This is a genomic window from Salinivibrio sp. PR5, assembly GCF_001996085.1.
Taxonomy (GTDB): Bacteria; Pseudomonadota; Gammaproteobacteria; order Enterobacterales; family Vibrionaceae; genus Salinivibrio; species Salinivibrio proteolyticus.
In genome coordinates this window covers 1-21,597 of sequence record NZ_MUFK01000035.1, presented here as the reverse complement: position 1 = coordinate 21,597, position 21,597 = coordinate 1, and the positions used below count along the sequence as shown (strand labels likewise).

Genomic DNA, 21,597 nt, shown 5'->3' with positions numbered 1-21,597 from the left:
CACTTTTGTTAATATTAGTGTGGCTTATCTCCTCCTTTGATGTTTAAAGGGGGATAAATGCAATTTCTAACTCAACTACCGGATATACCATCACTTCTCGCCACCATTGATGACTGGATATGGGGCCCACCGCTATTACTACTGCTCACCGGAACCGGTTTGTTCTTTACCGTACGGTTAGAGTTGATCCAGCTACGCCGTTTACCTTTTGCACTAAAACAAATTTTTAAACCAGCGGATGCTTCAACCAAAGGTGATGTTTCTGGCTTTGCGGCATTGTGCACCGCACTGTCCGCCACCATAGGAACAGGAAATATTATTGGTGTCGCCACCGCTATCGCGTTGGGTGGACCAGGCGCCCTATTCTGGATGTGGCTAGCCGCGTTTTTAGGCATGGCAACCAAATACGCAGAATGCTTGCTGGCGGTGAAGTATCGCGAAACCGACCACAAAGGCAATATGCTGGGCGGGCCGATGATGTACCTTTCTAAAGGGGCTGGACAACCGCTGTTGGCAAAGCTGTTCGCGCTGTTTGGATTAGGCGTCGCCTGCTTTGGTATTGGCACCTTCCCGCAAGTTAACGCCATCAGCAGTGCTGCCACTCACCTGTTTAATATTCCCACCGTGGCGGTTGCAGGCATCTTAACCGTACTGGTCGCCCTCGTAACCATTGGCGGGGTAAAGTCGATTTCCGCTGTGGCCGCCAAAATCGTTCCCGTAATGGCGATATTCTATGTGGTCGCGTGTTTATGGGTGCTCGGGGCGAACATTGAACAACTCCCACACGCCGTCGCGCTGGTCTTTGAGTCTGCGTTTACGGGAATGGCTGCAACTGGCGGTTTTGCCGGTGCGGGGATGATGCTTGCGATTCAAGCCGGTATTGCACGCGGCGTATTTTCCAATGAGTCAGGACTGGGCAGCGCCCCTATCGCCGCGGCTGCCGCCAAAACCGACTCGTGTGTTGAGCAAGGCCTTGTTTCCATGACCGGTACTTTTATCGATACACTGGTGATTTGTACCATGACGGGCCTGACCCTCATTCTGACCCAATCATGGTCAGGGGAGCTGGCGGGGGCCGCGATGACCTCCCATGCCTTTGCGGTCGGTATGGAGAGCAGTATTGGGCCGATGCTGGTAAATATTGGCCTGTTATTTTTTGCCTTCACCACTATTTTAGGCTGGCATTACTACGGCGAGCGTTGTGTCGCTTACTTGTTCGGAAAGCGTGCGATCTATTTGTATAAAATCATCTTTATTGGATTGATTGCATCAGGATCCTTTATTCATCTGAACACCATTTGGATCCTTGCTGATATCGTTAATGGCTTAATGGCGATCCCGAACCTTATTGGCTTGTTGTTACTTCGCCATGTGGTGATCAACGAAACGCGCGCCTATTTCAATCAAGAGGAAGCTGGCCCAGCCCGCACCGAGCATACCACTTGCAGCCAAGCGCATTAATTTGCTGCCAAGGAGATAAGTAACTCGTTAACCGCTTGGCAACGCTCAACAGCAAACGTAAAAAAGCCGGTGAGTACACCTCACCGGCTTTTACGTATTAATCAACAGGCAGTAATGGCTTACGCAAACTTCACCGCGTCGATTTCTTCTATCCCTAAACGCCCTAAAATGGCGCGTGGATTAACAAAATCGTTGATTCGGGTGTGGTGTTCCACTTTATCCCCTACCGCGACGAACTCATAATCCAGTGATTGGGTCGCCTGTTTGTCCCATACCCCGTCACCAAAATAAATTCGGCGATCAAACTGCACGCCATAATCTTGCTTGGCGCGGAACGCCGCGAGTGCCATCACTTCACTACGGCTCATCGCATCAGAGCATGATGAGAATACGATACCATCGACATTAAAACCGGCGGCCTTTAACTTCATCCGTGCAGTTTCTTCCCAGCCGCCCGTCGCAATGGCAAGGGCGACAGAGGGTACTTGACGCATCTCATTGATAAACTCGACCGCGCCCGGAATAGGTGCCATGCCTTTTTCCGCAATTGCGTGCGCGAGCTTTTGCATAAACACACGTTTCACTTCTCGGAAAATGGTGATCTTTTCTTTTTTCAGGTCGTTTTTATCGATGAGTTCTTCAATGATACCTGCGTCGGTGATGTTGGTGTATCCCCCCCAATCATCAGGTACCGTTAGTCCCGTCACAGCAAAAATAGCTTCACTAAAACACTCGTGGTCCATGTGGCAGCTATCTACCAGCGTACCATCCACGTCTAACATAAATAAATTTTTCACGCGCTATTCCTCAAATCCCGTTGCGTCCACACAAGCACACGGCTTGTTGATTTGATTGTGGCGCTTCCCCAATGCAAGCTGTCTATCCGACACAACGGCTATTATAACATTATTTTTACATTTTGGACGACAGCCGAGCGCAATCATACGCCCCTGCTTGCTAACTGCCAATGCTCACTCGAAAAGTTGTTACATCAACGAAATTTTTGAACAAGTTTAACGAATCCTTGACGTGGTGTTTTTACGCCCAAACTCTACACTAACCAAGGTCGCAACATGCAGACCGTTAATTTAAAGGAGAACGTAATGAAAGCGCTTGTCATCAAATCAAGTATTCTTGGCCCCCATTCTAGCTCGAACGCCGTGATCGATGGCGTGGTGAACAACCTATCCCCTGATTCTTTGGTTGAGCGTGACTTGGCAGCCAACCCATTGCCGATCCTTGACGGCGAGCTTGCCGGTGGCCTTCGTGGCGGCAGTGATCTGAATGAACGTCAGCAGCAAACGTTGGCGCTTTCTGACCAACTGATTAACGAGATCCAACAAAGCGATACGCTAATCATCGCCGCCCCTATGTATAACTTCACGGTGCCCGTGCAGCTGAAAGCGTGGATTGATCTTATTGCCCGTGCTGGCGTGACATTTCGCTATACCGAAAATGGTCCTGAAGGCTTGGTGACAGGTAAGCGCGCCATCGTTGTCACCACGCGAGGCGGGATGCACAAAGGCGGTAACACCGATCACGTGACAGGTTATATGCAAACCGTACTTGGTTTTATTGGTATTACAGACGTTGAGTTTGTGTACGCGGAAGGCCTCGCCATGGGTGAAGACTTGGCCAGCAAAGCCATTGACGATGCAAAACAGCAGCTCAAAAAGCTGGCTTCTTAATCGCAAAAGACCCACTGTTTGGTGTAAACGCCTGCCAATGTGTAGGCGTTTAGGTTAGCGCGCGCGAGGATTGGTGATCCGCGACGCCAATGTTACCATGTGCGGTCTAACGCAGGTGGTTGAGCCTGCTTTCTTTTCTTTGATCAGATTGGATGCGATTGTGACCGACACCGCCCAGCCAACGTTTTTTATCTACGACTTTGAGACCTTTGGCACCCACCCGGGTAAAGACCGCCCTTGTCAGTTTGCCGGCGTGCGCACTGATAGTGACTTCAACGTTATTGGCGAGCCCTTAGTGCTGTTTTGTCAGCCACCGAATGATTATTTGCCCGCACCAGAGGCCTGCTTAATCACCGGGATCACACCACAGTTAGCGGTAAAAAAAGGCTTACCTGAGCCCGAATTTATCGCCCGTATCCATGAGGCGCTCTCTCAGCCAAATACCTGTGTCTTCGGATATAACAATGTACGCTTTGATGATGAGGTGACCCGCTACACGTTGTACCGTAACTTTTATGACCCGTACGGTTGGAGTTGGCAAAACGGAAATTCACGGTGGGATTTACTCGATGTGATGCGCGCTTGCTATGCGTTGCGCCCCGAGGGTATTGAGTGGCCGCTCGATGAAAATGGTAAGCCAAGCTTTAAGCTAGAAAAACTGTCTGTTGCTAACGGTATTGAGCATAGCAATGCGCATGATGCTATGGCGGATGTATACGCCACCATTGAGCTCGCCAAAAAAGTAAAAGCTGCGCAACCGCGTTTATTTAATTATTTACTGACCCATCGCCATAAAAACAAAATCAAAACCTTGATTGATGTGGTGAATATGACCCCACTGGTTCATGTCTCGGGTATGTTTGGCACCGAGCGAAGCAACACCAGTTGGATCGTGCCGGTTGCTTGGCATCCTGAAAATCCCAATGCGGTGATCACCATTGATTTGGCGCGAGACCCAGCACCTCTTTTTGAGCTGGATGCCGATGCGCTGCGCGAGCGTTTATATACACCTCATCATGCGCTCGCGGAGGATGAATTACCGGCACCACTAAAACTGGTGCACATCAACAAATGCCCGGTCTTAGCCGATGCCAAAACGCTACGTCCGGAAGATGCTGCGCGCTTAGGGGTGGATCGCGAAGCCTGCTTGCGTCATCTAAAAGCGCTCAAAGCCGCACCAGAGCTAAGAGAAAAACTGGTTGCCGTCTTTGCCGAATCAAAACCTTTTGACGATCAAGACGTCGATAGTGCCCTATATGCAGGTTTTTTCTCGAAAAGTGATCAAAGTGCGATGGAAATTATTCGTGCGCGCGATCCTGAAAACCTTGCCGCGCTCGATTTGAGCGTCGATGACTGGCGTATAAAGCCTCTGCTGTTCCGCTATCGCGCGCGTAATTATCCGTGGACACTGACTGACGCTGAGCAGCAAAAGTGGTTTATGCACCGTCGCGACTATTTCGAGACCCACTTGCCTGCATACATGGAAAACTTACAGCAATTGGTCGATGCTCACCAAGACGATGAACACCAGCTGAAGATCCTCAAAGCGGTGTACCATTATGTGGAATCCTTGGTCAGTTAATTTTGCTTCCCTTGCCGTGGTGTCATCGGAGCCACTGGCAAGGGAATGCCTACTATCTTTCTGATAGATAATCGCTTTTCAAAATTTCCTCACACGCTGCCCAACTTCGTCTACCAAAAAAAACGTCCATATTCTAGTTGCAGATCCGTGATTTGAGTCCACACTTTTAAAAAGAGTATCGTGTGGAGTGGGCTCAATCATGACAACCAAAGTGAATACGCGCTGTTATCGATTTGCGGATGTTGATTTCGAACCAGAAAGCAGAACCTTATATTGGACCGACCAAACCATCACGGTACTGTCCTACGAAGAGTCACGCATGCTAGAAATGCTTTGTTACTACGCGGGAGAAGTGTTATCCAGCCGCACGCTGTTTAAGCAAGTCGCGTTACCGGATAGCTCGTTTGCGCAGCACCAAAGTGTGGTGACGTCCTTAATGGCAAAATCCTATCGTAACGGCAAAAAATGCTTGCCCTTTGAAGTGGTGGGCGAGTTTGGCTACCGCGTTGCCCTACCCCAACAAACCCTGTCGCACCGACCCGCACCGAGAGCGCAACCACAAGCCGATGAGACACCATCGCTCGCGAAACCGGATGATTTACAAGCGGCAGACTTTAGTATCACCAAACCACTGATTGTATTACTTAGCGCTGCCAGTGTGATTATTGGCATTACAGCGTTGCTCACTTAGGAGTTTTATTCTTGTGGGCTAGCGAGCACACAACATCTGTTCGCAAGCTTTTTATCAGTAGAATGGAGGCGACATGGCAAAACATTTGTTGCTATTGCTACTCTACATTACTCTTCTGTCGGCCCCTGCCGCATGGGCACAGAGCGGCACCAATCATCAAAACGGTGTACCACAAACACTCGTGATCCATATGGGGGAACTGCCAGGTCTGATTCAACTTGACGGGTCAGGGCCTTTCGTGGATTTTGTGCGCTTTCTCGATGCGCAAGATCCGCACGTACAAATCGACATTGAAGTTTTTCCCATTCATCGCGCGATTAATGGCATCGTACAGGGCAACGCCGATTTAATGCTACCTGCCGTGCGTCCAACGAAAACAGTCACCGATTTACCGTTTGCATTTAGCAGCGAATCGTTTGGCGATGTTACCCATGTTTTGTATACCAACAAACATAAGCCGCTACCGGTTGATGTCCTTTGGGCTAATCCCGAGCGTTACACGATCGAAGCCGTGCCCTACTACATGCCATTTAAAGTCACACGCTCCCACAGTATTACGCAATCTTTACGTCGCCTTGCTGCAGGCCGTATTGACGGATTCGTGTGGGCGCAAGAAGAAGCAGATTTAATACTCAAACAGTTAGGATTAACAAATATTCGTCGTGCTCACTTCGCTGATTTTCAAGATGTATTTGTGATCCCTAAGGGAGAGAAAGGTGAGGCTATTGATGCCTACCTCACTGCGTTGATCACACGCCTGCGTGAAAATGGCACGTTAGCGCGTGAGTACTACAAAGTTCATCGCCCTTACGTGGATTGGCAGCCTGAATAGCAACCTGCACACTTGTATTTAAAAGCAATCATAGTGACTGTATTTACAGGCTTAAAAATGTTGACGTCACTCTAAGTTTGAGCAACAAGATCGTCTTTGCATTATATGCGTGACATTACTCACACATTTATCAAGATCGCTTCTCTACACTGATAGGCCGTTAACCATTTAGAAGTGATGCTATGCGAACCGCACTCATTGACGCACTGACACAATTGCCAGACTCACTACAGAGCACTGTCTCGGAATGGCTTCACGCATCGGCGTTTGATGCGACCTTTACGCCCGCGCAAGTGGCAGACATGGAAGCCGCAAGTGGCCTGTCTGGCGCGGCATTGCGCCTTGCTTTGCTCCCATTAGCCGCAGCTTATGCGGTGACACCCATTTCTCGTTTTAATGTAGGGGCGATTGTCAGAGGAGAAGATGGCACTTTATACCTAGGTGCAAATATCGAACTGACTGGCGTTCAACTTGGACAAACCGTGCATGCAGAACAATCTGCGATCAGCCACGCATGGACCAAAGGGGCGACGCGCTTAACCGACATCACCATTAATTACAGCCCTTGCGGTCACTGTCGTCAGTTTATGAACGAGTTAAATGGTGCTGAGGACTTAGTGATTCAACTGCCTAAATCGGACGCTAAATCACTGCACACTTACCTTCCCGAAGCATTTGGCCCTGCCGACCTCGGTATTGAAGCGCGACTGCTTACCGACCAAACGCAAGGCTTAACGGCAGACGATATTGACGATCCTCTGCTTAAACAAGCCGTTGAAGCGGCGAACATTAGCCATGCGCCTTATTCCAGTAACTACAGCGGTGTCGCGATTGAAACAAATGACGGTCATGTGTTTAAAGGAATGTATGCTGAAAATGCGGCCTTTAATCCGAGTTTGCCTCCACTGCAAGTTGCTTTAATTGCCGCCAATATGGCGGGTTACTCGTGGGATCAGATTGCCTCTGTGGCTTTAGCCGAAGTGGTGAACAGCACCGTGAGCCATTTGGCCGACACCCAAGCGAGCTTGGATGCCATTAATCCCGACATTCCCTTGTTATATGCAGGGTTAAGAGCTTAATACAAAACATCAGGCCGCATTGATTTCTAGTCGCTCTGCGGCCTATTTTGCGCTACTATCCGAGCATATTTTTTCGGATAACCACAGCGATGAAACAAATTCATAATCCCATCCAAGGTGCTGTTTGGATGTTGATCGCCGGCCTCTGTTTTGCGCTGGTTAATAGCCTCTCACAATACGTCAGTTTTAAACTCGGCCTACCGTCGACCACCGTCGCCTTTATTCAATATGCGATCGCACTGGTTGCGATGATCCCTTGGCTAATACAGTTGGGTATGCGTCAAGCATTAAAAACACAGCATTTAGGAAAACACTGTCTGCGCGTGTTTATCTCGGTGATTGGTATTCAACTGTGGCTGTGGGCCCTCGCCTATCCTGTACCGATTTGGCAAGGTATTGCTCTGCTTATGACTTCCCCCTTATTTGCCACTATCGGATCTGGGTTATTTTTACGCGAACGTGTTGGTATCGCTCGCAGCCTAGCAACTCTCGCGGGCTTCTGTGGTGCGATGATTATCTTAGAGCCTTGGTCAGACGGATTTACTTGGGCTACACTCTTGCCTGTCGGTGCCGCGTTTTTTTGGGCCACTTATTCGTTGATGGTCAAACGATTATCAGCCTATGATCCGCCAACAACCATGGTGGTCTACTTGTTACTCTTGATCACGCCCTTTAACTTATTGCTTGCCGTTCCGGATTGGACGCTACCAGCGAGTGCGACAGCGTGGTGGATGCTAATCGGGGCTGGCTTGCTCACCGCCTTAGCTCAATGGGCGATAGCCAAGGCTTATGCCGTTGCAGATGCCTCATTTGTTCAGCCGTTTGATCACGCCAAATTGCCGTTAAATGTGTTATTTGGCTGGTTAGTCTTTAGTTGGATTCCACCCGGTCGGTTATGGTTAGGGGCCGGCATTATTATTGCCGCCGTGTTCTTCATCACGCATTGGGAATCCCGTCAGTATCACGCCACTAAAGCCAAACCAGCGTAACGCACTCGATAAAGGGCCATCAGGCCCTTTTTTATCATTATTCAGCGGCTTGAATAAGCCAGACTTGCTCCCCTCGCTCACCACAGGGTTCGGTACAGGTATCGAGCAAGGTCACTTTCATCCCTTGATAGGCCTGCCTAACCAGCTGTTCATCCATAGAGAATGGCGGATGATCATCACTTTGCGGATAAAACAGAGTGATAAGCAACATGCGACCGCCTGGGGCCAGTAAGGAAGTGACGCGATCCACATACTGCTGACGCATCGATGGTGGCATTGCCACTAGCGCCGCCCGATCATAAATTAACGATGCCGGCTGCAAACGCGCAGTGAAAAAGTCACCACTGATCAACTCTAACTCATCAAAGCAATAGTGCGTATGTCCAGAGGGCGCCGTATACACTTGCGGTGTGTAAAGGTTTTCAGAGAAAAAAGCGCGCACGGCGATATCACTAAGCTCTACCCCAATCACACGCTCGTGACGCTCGGCTAGCCAGTTCAGATCGATAGATTTACCACACAACGGAACCAGCACTTCCTCGTCCAAACGCGGATTCAGTGCAGACCAATACGCCATCAACATGGGGTGTACGCTATCGCGATGAAAGCCAATTTGATTTTCGGCCCAACGTTGATGCCAAAACTCTTGCTCCATGCTCTCTCCGACTCTATTCAAAAGTCCTTGATTATATCTGAATTCCCTGAAGATGCAGAGAGGTGGCCGGTCCCTGCACCTACAAAACAGTGTCGTTTTGTTCACGAACGCTCCTTGTTCGACTATCACCTTTCCGATCACAACACGATAGAGATAACGATCCTGATCACAAATTAATCATCAGGCAACTTGCCAAATTTCAGATTTAATAATACTGTTCATACATACAGTATTGATCATATATACAGGTATTAGCATGTACACGACATCATCACTTACCAATATTACACCCGTACATCACGCAACCAATACCGCGCCGTTAACACACACCGCCACGTATGCGATGCAAGATGCACGACAAACTCATTGGCAAGCGATGATGCGAGCATTAGCGCTCAAGGCACGACAGCCCAAATGGATCACTGTCATCAATCCACCGCGCACATTTACGGCCAAACATCTTCTGCAATGGGGAATTCATCCTGATCAGGTGAGAGTGATCCGCAGCCGCAACGGTTATAATGATTGCGCACTCATAGAAGGTGCCGTGAAAGCCAATACCTCTTGCGCTGTGTTGGCCTTTTCACCACAAGCCGAGCAAATCACTCACTATGAAACAGGTACACAGTGGGTGGCATTTGTAAATCCAGCCGTGTTGCACTGCCATTGAAGCAATCCGCTGAGACACTAAAGATTAGACAGCGGGAAAAGTGAGGCGTACCCACTCACGATTTTCGTTGCTGTATTCCAACAGTGCCCCCGTTTGGTCGCTAATCGCTTCCATTTGACGATACTCCAGCGCATAGGGCATCAAAATGGTCAGCTCGCGAATATTTTGTTGCTGAGCCAATTTAGCTAGGCGCACCAAGTTAACCGTATCTGTATTGCGAAATGATAGTACCTGTGCCGCTTGCTGATGCAAACGATCTTGGGCAGTCAATGCCTGTTGGGCGTGATGCTCAAGCACCGTATTAAATGCGGGCAACAAACTGCGAAATATATCAACGAACGTCCAGTTGGGCTGCTGTTCTTCACATAAAAAATGGGTGTAGTCGAAAACGACTTCAGTCGGTGTTTTCAGCTGGGTAGACAGCACTTCCATGGCTTTACCTCCAGACAAAGAAAGAAAACTGACGTCCCTCTACTATATGCAGTTTTAAACAGATGTCTGGAAGATCATACAGTATTTTGCGTCTGATCAAGCTTTAATCACGCGAATGCGTAATAATGACAAGATTTCTTAACAATAAAAGAACAATTCAATGAAAAATAACTGCATTATTCACGTTATTGCCACATGAAAATAAGAAAAACGTATAAGGAAGGTAGGTGGGGTGAGTAACCCGCTTAAACGCTAATAGTATCGACGCCATCAGCAGCTTAAGCGGGCCAGCAAATGCGATTAACAGGCTTTGTAGATAACCTTGTTAGATGCCACTTGCACACGCTCCACAACACCCTCTTCGGTGAGTTTTTTCAGCGCGCCTGTCGCCCAAGAGGCGGCTTTGCTATCTTCTTGACCGGCAGCTAAACCGATGCCCTTCGGGTTAATCCCTTCTGGGTTGGCTTGTACAATATCAAGCACTTGCTGTTGCTTTGGCGTGAGTGACACTGACACGCTTGCAGCAGCTGCTGGCGCGACAGCAGGTGCAGGCTTCGCTGCGGCAACTGGCTGAGTTTTAACTGGACGCTGACGCGCTGGCGACGCTGCCTTTACACGCTTGTTCAGTTTGAATTGTACCTTACGCTTGTGAGAGATTTTCATTCAATCATCCTACTCCGATGCACTACGTTCAGAGCCTCTGAATGCAGCGGGTGAAAAACAAAGCGCGTTTTATACCAAATTTTGACGCTCTTTTGTAGGTAAGTGTGCCCGAGTACGCGTAAAGATCGTGATATTCCGCGACAAATGTTTACCAATCCAGTGTTTTTTAGGCAAACTAATCAGACACTTTCCACGTATACTGGTTAAAAGAAGAGACGTTTTCGACTCGAGACTTAGTGTCGCTAGTTGGCGAATCCACCCGCAAAGTGAAGCGCCGACATCGCTGATTTTTTACCCACAGGTTGCACGTAGGATCATGGACACGCTAAAAACGGTTAAAATCTATCCTCCGCAATTTGAAGCTGCACGATGGAGCATGCTCGCAGCCATGGCGGTTGCATTCGGGTTAGTGTGTTTTTTTCTGATCCAACCTACTTTGTCATTCGGCCAAGGCGTACTGGGATTAATCGCTATCATCGCCATTTTTTTCGCCATCAATAAATTGCTACAACGCGTACAACTCTCCTTTTCCCTCTCTTTTATGCACCTGCAGCATCATAGTTTTCGTGGTGGTTGGGCATTGAAGTGGAAAAATATCGCAGCCATCGGTATTCCTCAGGTTTATCGGCAAGAAGGGATCAGTGAGCCTCTCCCTTGGGTGGGGATTAAAATCAAGCACTATGACGCTCTTCTCGAGGGGATCAGTCTGCGTATGGTCACACATATTATTATGACTCAGCGCGCGCTGTTAATTACCGCCTATCGCCGAGCCCCCAGTAAGCCCAGTAAACCACTTGAAGATATGATGTTTGACGATACGCCATATCGCGGAGAAAACGGTATCCTATACAAAGGACTGATGGCGATGCTCGCCAATCGCATGCGCTATACACGCGAGCTTCTTGGCTATGACATTTTCGTCAGTGAGGATTTATTGGATAGGCCGTTGGAGGATTTTGTGGGCGTGACGCGACGCTATCTCGCCGCTGCTCAAGATTGAACAGCGACGAGCGCAACTACCTATCGAACGGTGCTAAAACGCGCCGGTCAGGAAGGGGTTGGTTTGTCGCTCATGCCCTAACGTGGACGTCGGGCCATGACCCGGAATGAAAGTCACATCGTCCCCCACCGGCAATAAGGTGTTTTTGATGGCATTGATCAAGGTTGCGTGATCCCCTTTAGGAAAATCAGTGCGGCCAATCCCGCCATTGAATAGCACATCGCCAACCCACGCTGTACGGCCTTGCTCGTCCACAAAAACGATATGACCTGGCGTGTGGCCCGGAGTAAATAATACCGATAATTGTCCTTCTCCAACCGTTACCGTATCGCCTTGTTCCAGCCATTGGTCCGGCTCAAACGGCTCGGCGTGCGCAAAGCCAAACATCTGCGCCTGTGCAGGCAAGGCTTGCAGCCAAAAAGCATCTTCTTTATGCGGCCCAATCACTGGAATATCTAACGCTTTGGCAAGCTCAACCGTTCCACCCACATGATCAAGGTGACCGTGGGTTAGCAAAATTTTCGTTACTGTAACGTCAAGTGCATGAATCATTTGGCGCACTTTCGCAATATCACCACCCGGATCGACAACGGCGGCTTGCTTGGTTTTATCACACCAAATGATGGAGCAATTTTGTTGAAATGCCGTAACAGGCACAATCTCGTAATGCAACGCCATGAGAGATCCCTTTTATTCGCGAGGCCGTGTCACACACAACCGTCTCTGTCTACGCTAATGAATATGGGCATCACTATGCCACGCTGTCATGAGTTTGCAACTGTGCTGCCAAGCCGTTGTCACCTTTCCTACCTAGCATTGATGCCTATACGGTTATGGTGACCCCCACCAACCATAGATAGCGGCTATTTTGTGATCTTTACCGCGTTATGTGCGATGAGTTCGCACTAAAGACTGTGAGGATGTAAGCAAATGTCGTTTTTAACGTCTAACCAAACAGTGCATGAGCACGGTTTTGGACGCAAGGTTGACTATGTTTGATGTTGATAAGGTATTAGCTTCGAATTACCCCAAACTTGAGCAACGCGCGTGGCTTAAACGCCCCATGATTAAAACGTTGCGACGACTGTTACACGAGCAGGAATTCCACGAATTCGCCCAGCGTTATCCTCACCTACAAGGGTTTGAGTTTGTCGAGCAGGTACTGGATTACTTTAATTTCAGCTATCGCGTCAGTGATCGCGAAAAAGAGCGCATTCCTGAATCTGGACGCGTAGTCATTATCGCCAATCATCCGATTGGATCGCTAGACGGCTTGGCATTGCTAAAAATGGTGCGTTCGGTACGTCCTGATGTAAAAGTGATCGCGAACGAGCTTCTTATGCAAATTACTCCTTTGCATTCGTGTCTGCTCCCCGTCAACAACATGGGCGGACGCACCCCCAAAGAAAATCTCCAAAACATCAACCAATGGCTCGATCACGACGGCGCGCTAATTATCTTCCCTGCCGGAGAAGTGTCGCGCGTCGCGCCGTCTGGCATTAAAGATGGTCCATGGCAACAAGGCTTTTTACGGATGGCGACCAAAGCCAAGGCTCCAATCCTTCCTATTCATGTTGACGGACGAAACTCTGCCACCTTTTATGGCGCGTCCATGGTATATAAACCCTTGTCGACCTTACTCTTGGTAGAGGAAATGTTCCGCCAAGAGAATAAAACCATCGTCTTTACTATTGGTGAAATGATCCCACACCATAGCTACAGCGCTAGTGCTAATCTCCCGGTGAGAACGAGAGTAAAGCTATTTCACAAACACCTCTACCGATTGGGAAAAGGTAAGCCCGGTTTATTCCCCACCGAAGCTGCAATTGCCGCTCCTGAACCGCGGTTAGATCTCAAGCGTGCGCTAGAAACCAGTGAAAAACTGGGTGAAACTCCCGACGGTAAGCTGATCTTTCTCATCGACTATCAAGCCGACTCACCCATCATGCGAGAAATTGGGCGTTTACGCGAAGTCGCCTTTCGCGCGGTTGGAGAAGGGACGGGAGCTCGACGCGATCTCGATAAATTCGATCAGCATTATTGGCACCTTGTGCTCTGGGATCCGGTCGAGCTGGATATTGTCGGTGCTTATCGGCTGTGTGATACCCAAAAAACCTTGGCAGCTCAAGGAATAGAGGGGATCTACAGTGCTAGTTTGTTCGACTTTGAGCAAGGTATGCAGCCCTTTCTTGCACAGGGATTGGAACTCGGTCGCAGCTTTGTGCAGCCTAAGTATTGGGGCAAGCGCAGTCTCGACTATCTATGGCTTGGTATTGGTGCCCTGTTAGCCCAGCGTCCTCAGTATCGATACTTATTTGGCCCAGTGACTATCAGCAACGCCATGCCACAAGCGGCCAAAGAGTTGCTGATCTTTTTTTACCGCACCTATTTTGCCGGTGACAGTGATTACGCACGCTCTAAACGCCCCTACCGTTTGGCAGCCGCGAAAGAGAGTGAATTACTTGCCCATTTTAGTGGCGATGATTATCAGCGTGATCTCAAACAGCTCAAAATGCTATTGGATCACCTTGGCGTCGGGATCCCGACTTTGTACAAGCAGTACAGTGAGTTATGCGAGCCTGGCGGCGTACAGTTTTTAGATTTCGGCGTCGATCCGGACTTTGCCGACTGTATTGATGGTTTGGTCCTCGTTGATTTAACCAAGCTTAAAGCCAAACGCTATCAGCGCTATATCGCCCCTCATTTGGCCCATCAAACCGAATAGACCTCAGCGTTTTGCAGCGGCGCGACACCCTCGTGCCGCTTAGCCTCAGTCATCTATATAGAGACCGCGCGCTTCTGGATGTTTATTAGGACTATTGAGTATGTTCGTTTTTTTGCAGCGGTCGCTGCTGGGTTAAATAACTCGGCTCCCGCGTCGTGACATCACGATTAGGTTTGGTGTCATAGGCGTAAACATCATCTCGAAACGCAACGCGCCCATCTTCCGTCACCCACGCCGTTTGATATATGGTTTGTACGGCGAGTGGGCGACGCAAACTGATCCACTTGGTTTGCGTCGCATCCAGATAGGTTTGATAGTCGGTCAAACGTTGTCCTGACAAATCGAGCAATACATTGGCCAGCTCCTCGGCATATTCCACCCGAATACAGCCGGAGCTAAACGCGCGGCGTGATTTACTGAACAAGCTACGTGCCGGTGTATCGTGTAGATAAATCGCATTGCGATTAGGGGTGTTAAATTTAAATCGTCCCAAGGCATTTAACTTGCCCGGCGCTTGCTGCAAGCGGTAAGGAAACCCTTCAACCCGCACTTGCTGCCAGTCAATCGTGGTCGGATCGATGCTTTGATCGCTGTGCCAATCAGGCAGAATTCGATAATGGTTTTGGCTGAGGTAAGACTCATCACGCGCTAGTTTTGGCAAAATGTCCCGTCGCACGATGCTTTGTGGCACGTTCCAGCTGGGGTTAAGCACTACCGAATCAAGCCGAGAAGAAAATAACGGTGTACGGCGCGATGTGCGTCCGACCACGACCTTACTTTCAAACACACTTTGGTCATCAAACCATAGTGTCATCCGGTAATCGGGAATATTGACCACAATACGATTCGGCTGATCATCCGGCCATAGACGAAGCCGCTCAGCATTGAGCGCGAGTAATCGAATACGGTCTTGCGCATCACGGTTTAGCCACTTTGCCGTCGATGGGCCAATAATGCCATCCACCGTCAGTCCATGTTGCGCTTGGAATTCGCGTACGGCCGCCAACAAATCTCCGCCAAAACGAACGCTGTGCCCATCAATCGCTTGTAGCCGTTGATCATCCCCCCAAAACCCTTGTCGCCGCAGATTTTCTACCAAATTCAACGCAAAGGTTGTCGCAACCGCCTCATTGGGTCTGACTAATCCGTTTAATGTCACCGTTGGCCACAGTTGGTTCGCATCTTGTTGTAGCCGGATAATTTCGGTCACTAACGCGCGATATTGCTGATTAGCCGGGCGGCGATGGTATAAAAAGGCGTACAGTGTATGATCTAACCCAGCCTGAAATACCTGTTCCCGCATGGGCAAAGCAGGCGCTGGAAGTGGCGCGCGATGTTGAGCGCCAAAAAACCATTGTTTTCCTTTCTGGGGAATAGCGGCCTGATAGCTGAGCAGTGCATAGAGGGTATCGGTCGCAAACACATCGTAAGCCAAATCTTGGCCTTGCTCGCGAAGCTGGCGTAATTGCCATGCTCGCCATTCAAACTCGGGGCTGATCCCAGCAAGTGAAATGACGTTAACTTGTGTTTCGAGTTCATAGCGCGCATCGTCTCGCTCCCACAGCAAAACGAATCCATGTTCCAGATAGTCACGCGTGAGTAGGTCAGGATAGGCAAGCACAGTGGCATCCGGCGCGGCCGCTTGCAGCCAATCTCGGGCATGCTGATAGGCGCGTTGATGATGCTCATCGGCAGACAAAGACTGTCCGGCTGATTCGGTCAAAAACCGCACACTGCCACTGCTGTTAGGCGATGCCGCATGGACAGGCGATAAGAATAAGCTGAATACAATCAGAAGGTTAGCCAAATAAGCGTCCGGCCTTATTTTCATAAACACCTCCTACTCCATGCTTTAATTATGGCAAAATTTCGCCTGACAGAAGCAAAATGATAGTCTGATTTTGATCGCTTTGCGGCAGGAATATGGCACAAAAAACGGCAGCAAAACGATGCTGCCGATATTTGATTTTACCCGAGCAAGATTACACCAGTGTTATCCAGTGGTTATCCCAACGCACCGGTGTCATATGATAATCCGGCGTGTGTGCGGTATTCAGCGTGACCATTTTCCCTCCTCCAGAGCTGAGGTTGATCACATCGCCATCGCGACTCGCCCCGGACGCATCGACCAACGGGTGAAGACCGATCATCTCGCCACTGTCGAGTGACCAGATCCCATAACAATTTCCTCGCGGAGAGGTCGCCACAATCCAACCATTTAAGGTCGCAATACTGGCAACATAATTGTTAAATCGCGCCCACTGCTCTGGTTCTGCAGTGAGCTGTCGCATGGGCTCGCCGCGACGATGAATCGCGACCAAAGGCGCATTATCATCGCCGTGATACTGTTGGCCGGTGGCCACATAACCATCATGAGACACCATAAGATGGCGAATACTGAGCTTTTTATTCGCCAACTCGGCACGCTCAACGACTTCACCACTGGCAATGTCGAGATAGACTAACGCGGGCTGCATTTCATTGATGTTCAATACCGTACGGCCATCTGTGTGCATACCGCCCACACCCACCACCAGCGTTTGCGCATCGTACAAAGCGATTTCATGGGGCCCAATACCAAAACCACTGATCTCACGCACCTTGCTCACTTGACCGTCGGGTGACAAGCGATACACACCGATCACGCCTTCACTGGTTTGGCGTTTTCCTTCTGTGGTATACAACCATTGGCCATCGTCAGAAATAGCACCGTGGCCATAGAAATAACGATCCGGCTCGGCATCAACTTGTGACAAGGTCACTCCACGTTGATAATCAAAAACCTGCATGAAATCACCGGGACGACGCGCAAACGCCACGGCCAAACTGCCTATGTGACGACGCTGGGCTGCGACACCATGACCACGATCTGGTAACGGCAGACGAAACAGCGGCTGGCCGGTATCATCAGCGCCCACCACCGCGTAAGAGCCATCCGTGCTCAAGGCACAGCCCAGCAAGGTGCAGGCCTTTTGCGATTCTTTTTCGCTACAGCCTGCCACTAAGCTCACGACGGAAGGAAGCGCCGCGCCCATTAAGGCCGCTTTAAGCAAACGGCGACGTTTAAGACTAGTCTCCATCGGTGGCATTAAACCCTACAACGATACCCAAATCTTGCGCGACCTGCCCATTTAGCACTAACTTGAGGTATTCCAAGTTATTGTACACCGTGAGCATATCGCGATACCCGTCAACGCTATTAAGGCGCTCAAACAGTGGCACCCCGTCCGTCGGCACACTGTCATAGGCAAGCTGCCAATGCTCGCTAACCCGATCTGCGATCTTTTCAAAACCACGCTCGCGCAGTGCCTGCTCAATACCACCATCAGCATGATACATCGCCTGCATCGCTTTAATACTTTCGCCCAATAGCGCTAACGAATGGCGAGAACGCCATGCTTCGCCTTGGTACGGGTTGGGAAAACCCGGCTTACCCAATGGGTTTGAAAGCTTCTTCATTACATAATCTAACTGGTGGTTCAATGCACCAAGTTTTTCCGCCATCGCCATCGATGGGGGCATGCCCTGCCACGGATTTTGCTGCCAAGCCTCATTCAAGGCACTGGCAGTTTGCGATAATCGGCCACTCACCGCTTTCGCGAGCTGACATTGTTTGGCATCACGCATGTCCGCTTGGGCGTCATAAAGCAGCCATTCCATTGCACCAACACCTTGGACCGCGACGCTTTGCTCGGCCAAGTCATTCGCTTGCCATGTTTTATCGGTAGCAAGCAACGCATTGATTTTACGTCCGGTGGTGTTTTTCTTGTCCGGATAGAATTGGATGCGCCAACTTTGTGCGAGCGCTTGCTCCGAGCCCTTTTCTACCCCTTGTAGCGGCATCCATGCCGCCATTGTGGTTTGCCATGCCGCACGAGCCTCTGCCACAGTCGCGCGATCATCACATACCGCTGCTGTGGTTGAGGCAAGTTGCGCTGCCGTTTGTTTAAAATGCTCACTACGTTGTTTTTGCAGCTGCCACAAGCCATGATTAGGCCCTGTCTCAGTTTGGGATAAACATCCCGTTAGCCATAGCGTGGCGCTCACAGAGAGCACCGCCACAGCATTGAGTCGAAAACGCATGCGATATGACTCCAATAATCGTGTTAGTTAATACCGTTATAATGAGCGTAAGAAAGCAACCAAGGCATCACGCTCTGTTTTAGACATGCCTAGTACTGCCTGTTTGGCTATCGCGGCTTCACCATCATGCCATAAAATCGCTTCCATCAGGGTACGCGCGCGTCCATCATGAAGGTATGTTGCTTCTGGGCTAACTTCTTTGGTGTAGCCAATTCCCCAAAGCGGGGCAGTACGCCACTCTCGGCCGTTGGCAATAAACTCGCCGCGGTGGTCAGCAAGCCCCTCTCCCATGTCATGCAACAGCAAATCCGTATACGGATGAATGGTCTGCTCGCTCAATGCCGGTAAGTCAGGCCGCTTTGGGGTGGTAAAAGTCGGGACATGACATGCATGGCAGCCCGCGTCAACGAACAGCGCCTGTCCTTGTTTTACACTAGGATCTTGCATATTACGGCGCGCTGGCACGGCAAGATGGCGGGCATAAAAGGTAACAAACGAGAGAATATTGTCACTTACCTCCGGCGTTCCTCCATTTGGCATATCTTCACAAACGGATTGCGAAGGCATGCAATTGTGATGCGGGAACATGGAGGTCGTGAGGCCGACATCACCGTTAAAGGCCGCTGCATTTTGTTGTTTAACGGTTGGCAAACCGGCTTTCCAGCCAAAACGACCCAATGCGGTACGCCCTTGTTCGACGTCCCAGACTTGGTTTGCCCGTCCCGAAATCCCATCGCCATTATCATCACTGGGATCGGCCAGCGCGTAGATATCCTCAGCGGCAATCGACTCAAGCAGTCCCAGTCCAATCATGGGCGGCGCAATGCGTGCAGACATCTGCACATTCTCAGCCATAGGACCGTAGTTTAAATCGGTGATCGCAATGTTAGGCTTGCGCAGTGTCACCGATTCTCCGTCTTCGAATGTGACCGTTACTGGCTGGTAAGAGAGTGTCACTTTTCCTTCTGGTTTGGCGCCCGGTAGTGCGAAGTCTTGTAACTGGCCACCGTAATTTGGCTCGGGAATATTGCCGTACTGGATCAGCCTTTGTTTTTCCGCGTCACTCAACGCCGGTACGCTTAGCCGTACTAACATCGAAACCGCGTTAATATCCCCCGCTTCTGGCGGATGACCACGGCCATCTTTAATGTGGCAGTTTTGGCAACCATTGGTATTGAATAAAGGTCCCAGCCCATCGCGCGCATCCGTCGATGCTGGCGAACTTACCCAGGGGTTACGAAAAAAACTGTTGCCGACGCTAAAATCGATGCGCTCACTCATCGGAAGGTTAGCGGCTGGCTGTGAAAAGGCATTCTGCCCTTCTTTGATAACAGTGGTACTGCCACCCGAGGTGCGTTCAAATGCAAGGCTGGAAGGAAGGTACAACGCACTTATACACGCTGCACTGAGGTAAGCAATGACATAGGGCTTCATAGTGTATCCTGACAAAGCAAAAAGCCCCGCTGAACGGGGCTTGTCTTTCGCGGCTAAATTAGAATTGGTGGTCCGCGGTATCTGGGTTGAGGTTATCAATACCAATCAGTTTGGCGGCACGTTCAATGTGCTTGGTTTGATCAACCAGTGCAAAAATCGATTGGTTAACTAGCGCGTTACCCTCTGTGTTGCCTGCGGCAATCAACTGATCAAAATGCACGTTGTTTTGCTCAGCCGACACAACCAAGGTTTTGACTTGTTGGTGCGCTTTATCAAAGCTCGCTTTGATCTCTTTTGCCGCTTGTGGGTCTTTTTCAGCAACCAGATCCAAAATCGAAGGGCCAGTCAGTTCACTACCATCCACACGCTGATAGGAGCCTGTCAGAACGTTGTAAATACCTTGCTCGTTGTAAAAGTGCGAGTTGTGTGTGTTGTCTGAGAAGCAATCATGTTCATCTTCAGTTGAGTTCGCTTCCAGGGCCACTTTCATACGCTCACCGGCAAGCTCACCCAAAGACAGTGATCCCATACCAAACAGCATTTTGCGCAAGCCATTTTCGCTCGAGTCCGACAGTAAGGTCGCTCGGTAGTTATCTTTGTTTCCTTCCGCCCATTGGTCGCGCATCCACGCCAAATCATCGACCAACAGATCGGCCGCCGCTTTCAGATAGTCACGACGACGGTCGCAGTTACCGTGCGTACATGCTTCACCATAAGCAAAGTCGGTGTAAGGACGCTCACCGGCGCCTGCTTGGGTGCCATGTAAATCTTGTCCCCACAGCAAAAACTCAATCGCGTGATATCCAGACGCCACATTGGCTTCTGACCCACCCACTTCATTCAAACTTGCCAGCAAGTCAGGTGTGATCTCAGCAACGTCGAGCTTAGTGGCACCAATTTGAATGGACTGGTTAGCAATAATATTGGCCGTCGCGCCCGCATTACCTAATTCCGCTTGATATCCATCAGCAACATAATCAATCAGGCCTTCATCGAGTGGCCAAGCATTGAGTTGCCCTTCCCAATCGTCGACAATAGCGTTACCAAAACGGAAAACTTCCGATTGTTGGTAAGGTACACGCGCATCGAGCCATGCTTTTTTTGCTGCTTGAAGAGTTTGTTCAGAAGGTTTAGCAACAAACGTATCGATGGCCTGCTCTAACGCGATAGCTGTTGTGTATGAATCAGCAAATACCGCATGAGCAATGTCAGCGTAATGTTCAACAACGTCCTGCTGGGTCGCTGCCTGTGCACCTAAAGGTGCCGCAAAAAGGGAAAGCGCGATAAGATTACGCTTAAAAGGGGTCAGTTCCATAATACCTTTATCCTTCGCTAGTGAGATTCAAATGGTTATGAGAACCATTCTCTTTTATTGGCAAGCGATTTTAAGCAATGTGTAACTGAATGCAACAAGCAATTTGCGTTATTTCTCTTTATGTGATCGACCCATTATGCTTAGTGTTGAATACAACGAGTTGCAACGCTGATCGGACCTGTTTGGCAGGAAAGTTTGTGACAAAGTAGTGCTTTTTGCACTGTGTCACTGAAAGAGCTAAAAATAACAATAAATTAGATTTAATTTGAACTCTAACGATTATAATATACTGAAAGAC

General features: G+C 49.6%; 20 protein-coding genes. 10 read left to right on the top strand and 10 right to left on the bottom strand.

From position 1 onward, the window contains the following. Positions 1-57 precede the first annotated feature (57 nt). The gene (locus BZG82_RS12275) at positions 58-1,461 is read left to right on the top strand and encodes an alanine/glycine:cation symporter family protein (RefSeq protein WP_077765950.1); all 1,404 of its coding nucleotides are present in this window, start codon (positions 58-60) and stop codon (positions 1,459-1,461) included. 119 nt (positions 1,462-1,580) lie between these two features. Here the strand turns inward: BZG82_RS12275 and BZG82_RS12270 are convergent, their stop codons facing one another. Then, positions 1,581-2,258 (bottom strand): HAD family hydrolase, encoded by a 678-nt coding sequence (locus BZG82_RS12270; RefSeq protein ID WP_241837375.1) that lies wholly within the window; start codon positions 2,256-2,258, stop codon positions 1,581-1,583. 306 nt (positions 2,259-2,564) lie between these two features. On the opposite strand from BZG82_RS12270, the gene BZG82_RS12265 reads away from it, so the two are divergent. The 6 genes from BZG82_RS12265 (at position 2,565) to BZG82_RS12240 (ending at position 8,322) form a co-directional block, all read left to right on the top strand. Continuing rightward, entirely contained in the window at positions 2,565-3,149 is a 585-nt protein-coding gene (locus BZG82_RS12265) for an FMN-dependent NADH-azoreductase (protein WP_069587020.1), read from the top strand. 160 nt (positions 3,150-3,309) lie between these two features. Continuing rightward, positions 3,310-4,731 (top strand): exodeoxyribonuclease I, encoded by a 1,422-nt coding sequence (gene sbcB / locus BZG82_RS12260; RefSeq protein ID WP_077765959.1) that lies wholly within the window; start codon positions 3,310-3,312, stop codon positions 4,729-4,731. Positions 4,732-4,930: 199 nt separating this feature from the next. Continuing rightward, positions 4,931-5,422 carry a winged helix-turn-helix domain-containing protein gene (locus BZG82_RS12255; protein WP_077480609.1) on the top strand — a complete coding sequence of 164 codons (492 nt, stop codon included), beginning with the start codon at positions 4,931-4,933 and terminating at the stop codon, positions 5,420-5,422. A 73-nt stretch (positions 5,423-5,495) separates the two neighbouring features. Beyond that, complete coding sequence (locus tag BZG82_RS12250; protein WP_077765949.1) at positions 5,496-6,254, top strand: ABC transporter substrate-binding protein; 759 nt, start codon at positions 5,496-5,498, stop codon at positions 6,252-6,254. Between the two features lie 182 nt (positions 6,255-6,436). Beyond that, positions 6,437-7,333, top strand: coding sequence for a cytidine deaminase (gene cdd / locus BZG82_RS12245; RefSeq protein WP_077661981.1), 897 nt, complete (start codon positions 6,437-6,439; stop codon positions 7,331-7,333). Between the two features lie 89 nt (positions 7,334-7,422). Beyond that, on the top strand, positions 7,423-8,322 hold the full coding sequence (locus BZG82_RS12240) for a DMT family transporter (RefSeq protein ID WP_198928557.1): 900 nt from the start codon (positions 7,423-7,425) through the stop codon (positions 8,320-8,322). A gap of 37 nt (positions 8,323-8,359) precedes the next feature. On the opposite strand, the gene BZG82_RS12235 is transcribed toward BZG82_RS12240, so the two are convergent. Then, positions 8,360-8,977 (bottom strand): thiopurine S-methyltransferase, encoded by a 618-nt coding sequence (locus BZG82_RS12235; protein WP_077765948.1) that lies wholly within the window; start codon positions 8,975-8,977, stop codon positions 8,360-8,362. A gap of 256 nt (positions 8,978-9,233) precedes the next feature. Between BZG82_RS12235 and BZG82_RS12230 the strand changes: the two genes are divergently transcribed. Continuing rightward, the gene (locus BZG82_RS12230) at positions 9,234-9,647 is read left to right on the top strand and encodes a hypothetical protein (protein WP_077661983.1); all 414 of its coding nucleotides are present in this window, start codon (positions 9,234-9,236) and stop codon (positions 9,645-9,647) included. A 24-nt stretch (positions 9,648-9,671) separates the two neighbouring features. Here BZG82_RS12230 and BZG82_RS12225 read toward each other — a convergent pair whose 3' ends face one another. Together BZG82_RS12225 and BZG82_RS12220 are read right to left on the bottom strand one after the other, a co-directional pair. After that, entirely contained in the window at positions 9,672-10,079 is a 408-nt protein-coding gene (locus tag BZG82_RS12225; RefSeq protein WP_077480597.1) for a hypothetical protein, read from the bottom strand. 300 nt (positions 10,080-10,379) lie between these two features. Beyond that, positions 10,380-10,742 carry a MarR family transcriptional regulator gene (locus BZG82_RS12220; RefSeq protein ID WP_077480595.1) on the bottom strand — a complete coding sequence of 121 codons (363 nt, stop codon included), beginning with the start codon at positions 10,740-10,742 and terminating at the stop codon, positions 10,380-10,382. Positions 10,743-11,058: 316 nt separating this feature from the next. On the opposite strand from BZG82_RS12220, the gene BZG82_RS12215 reads away from it, so the two are divergent. Further along, positions 11,059-11,742 (top strand): DUF2982 domain-containing protein, encoded by a 684-nt coding sequence (locus BZG82_RS12215; RefSeq protein WP_077765947.1) that lies wholly within the window; start codon positions 11,059-11,061, stop codon positions 11,740-11,742. Positions 11,743-11,775: 33 nt separating this feature from the next. Here BZG82_RS12215 and BZG82_RS12210 read toward each other — a convergent pair whose 3' ends face one another. Continuing rightward, the gene (locus BZG82_RS12210) at positions 11,776-12,420 is read right to left on the bottom strand and encodes an MBL fold metallo-hydrolase (protein ID WP_069587035.1); all 645 of its coding nucleotides are present in this window, start codon (positions 12,418-12,420) and stop codon (positions 11,776-11,778) included. A 313-nt stretch (positions 12,421-12,733) separates the two neighbouring features. Here BZG82_RS12210 and BZG82_RS12205 point away from each other — a divergent pair, with 313 nt between their 5' ends. Beyond that, positions 12,734-14,467, top strand: coding sequence for a GNAT family N-acyltransferase (locus tag BZG82_RS12205; RefSeq protein ID WP_077480591.1), 1,734 nt, complete (start codon positions 12,734-12,736; stop codon positions 14,465-14,467). Positions 14,468-14,558: 91 nt separating this feature from the next. Here the strand turns inward: BZG82_RS12205 and BZG82_RS12200 are convergent, their stop codons facing one another. The 5 genes from BZG82_RS12200 to BZG82_RS12180 form a co-directional block, all read right to left on the bottom strand. Beyond that, positions 14,559-16,298, bottom strand: a complete 1,740-nt coding sequence (locus tag BZG82_RS12200) for a L,D-transpeptidase family protein (RefSeq protein ID WP_077765946.1) — start codon at positions 16,296-16,298, stop codon at positions 14,559-14,561. A 151-nt stretch (positions 16,299-16,449) separates the two neighbouring features. Next, the gene (locus BZG82_RS12195) at positions 16,450-17,547 is read right to left on the bottom strand and encodes a DUF1513 domain-containing protein (RefSeq protein ID WP_077765945.1); all 1,098 of its coding nucleotides are present in this window, start codon (positions 17,545-17,547) and stop codon (positions 16,450-16,452) included. Beyond that, positions 17,537-18,550, bottom strand: coding sequence for an imelysin family protein (locus BZG82_RS12190; RefSeq protein WP_077678381.1), 1,014 nt, complete (start codon positions 18,548-18,550; stop codon positions 17,537-17,539). Before BZG82_RS12190 ends, BZG82_RS12195 begins: the two co-directional genes overlap by 11 nt. A 36-nt stretch (positions 18,551-18,586) precedes the next feature. Next, complete coding sequence (locus tag BZG82_RS12185; protein WP_077765944.1) at positions 18,587-19,984, bottom strand: di-heme oxidoreductase family protein; 1,398 nt, start codon at positions 19,982-19,984, stop codon at positions 18,587-18,589. Between the two features lie 58 nt (positions 19,985-20,042). Next, on the bottom strand, positions 20,043-21,299 hold the full coding sequence (locus BZG82_RS12180) for an imelysin family protein (protein ID WP_077765943.1): 1,257 nt from the start codon (positions 21,297-21,299) through the stop codon (positions 20,043-20,045). Positions 21,300-21,597 lie beyond the last annotated feature (298 nt).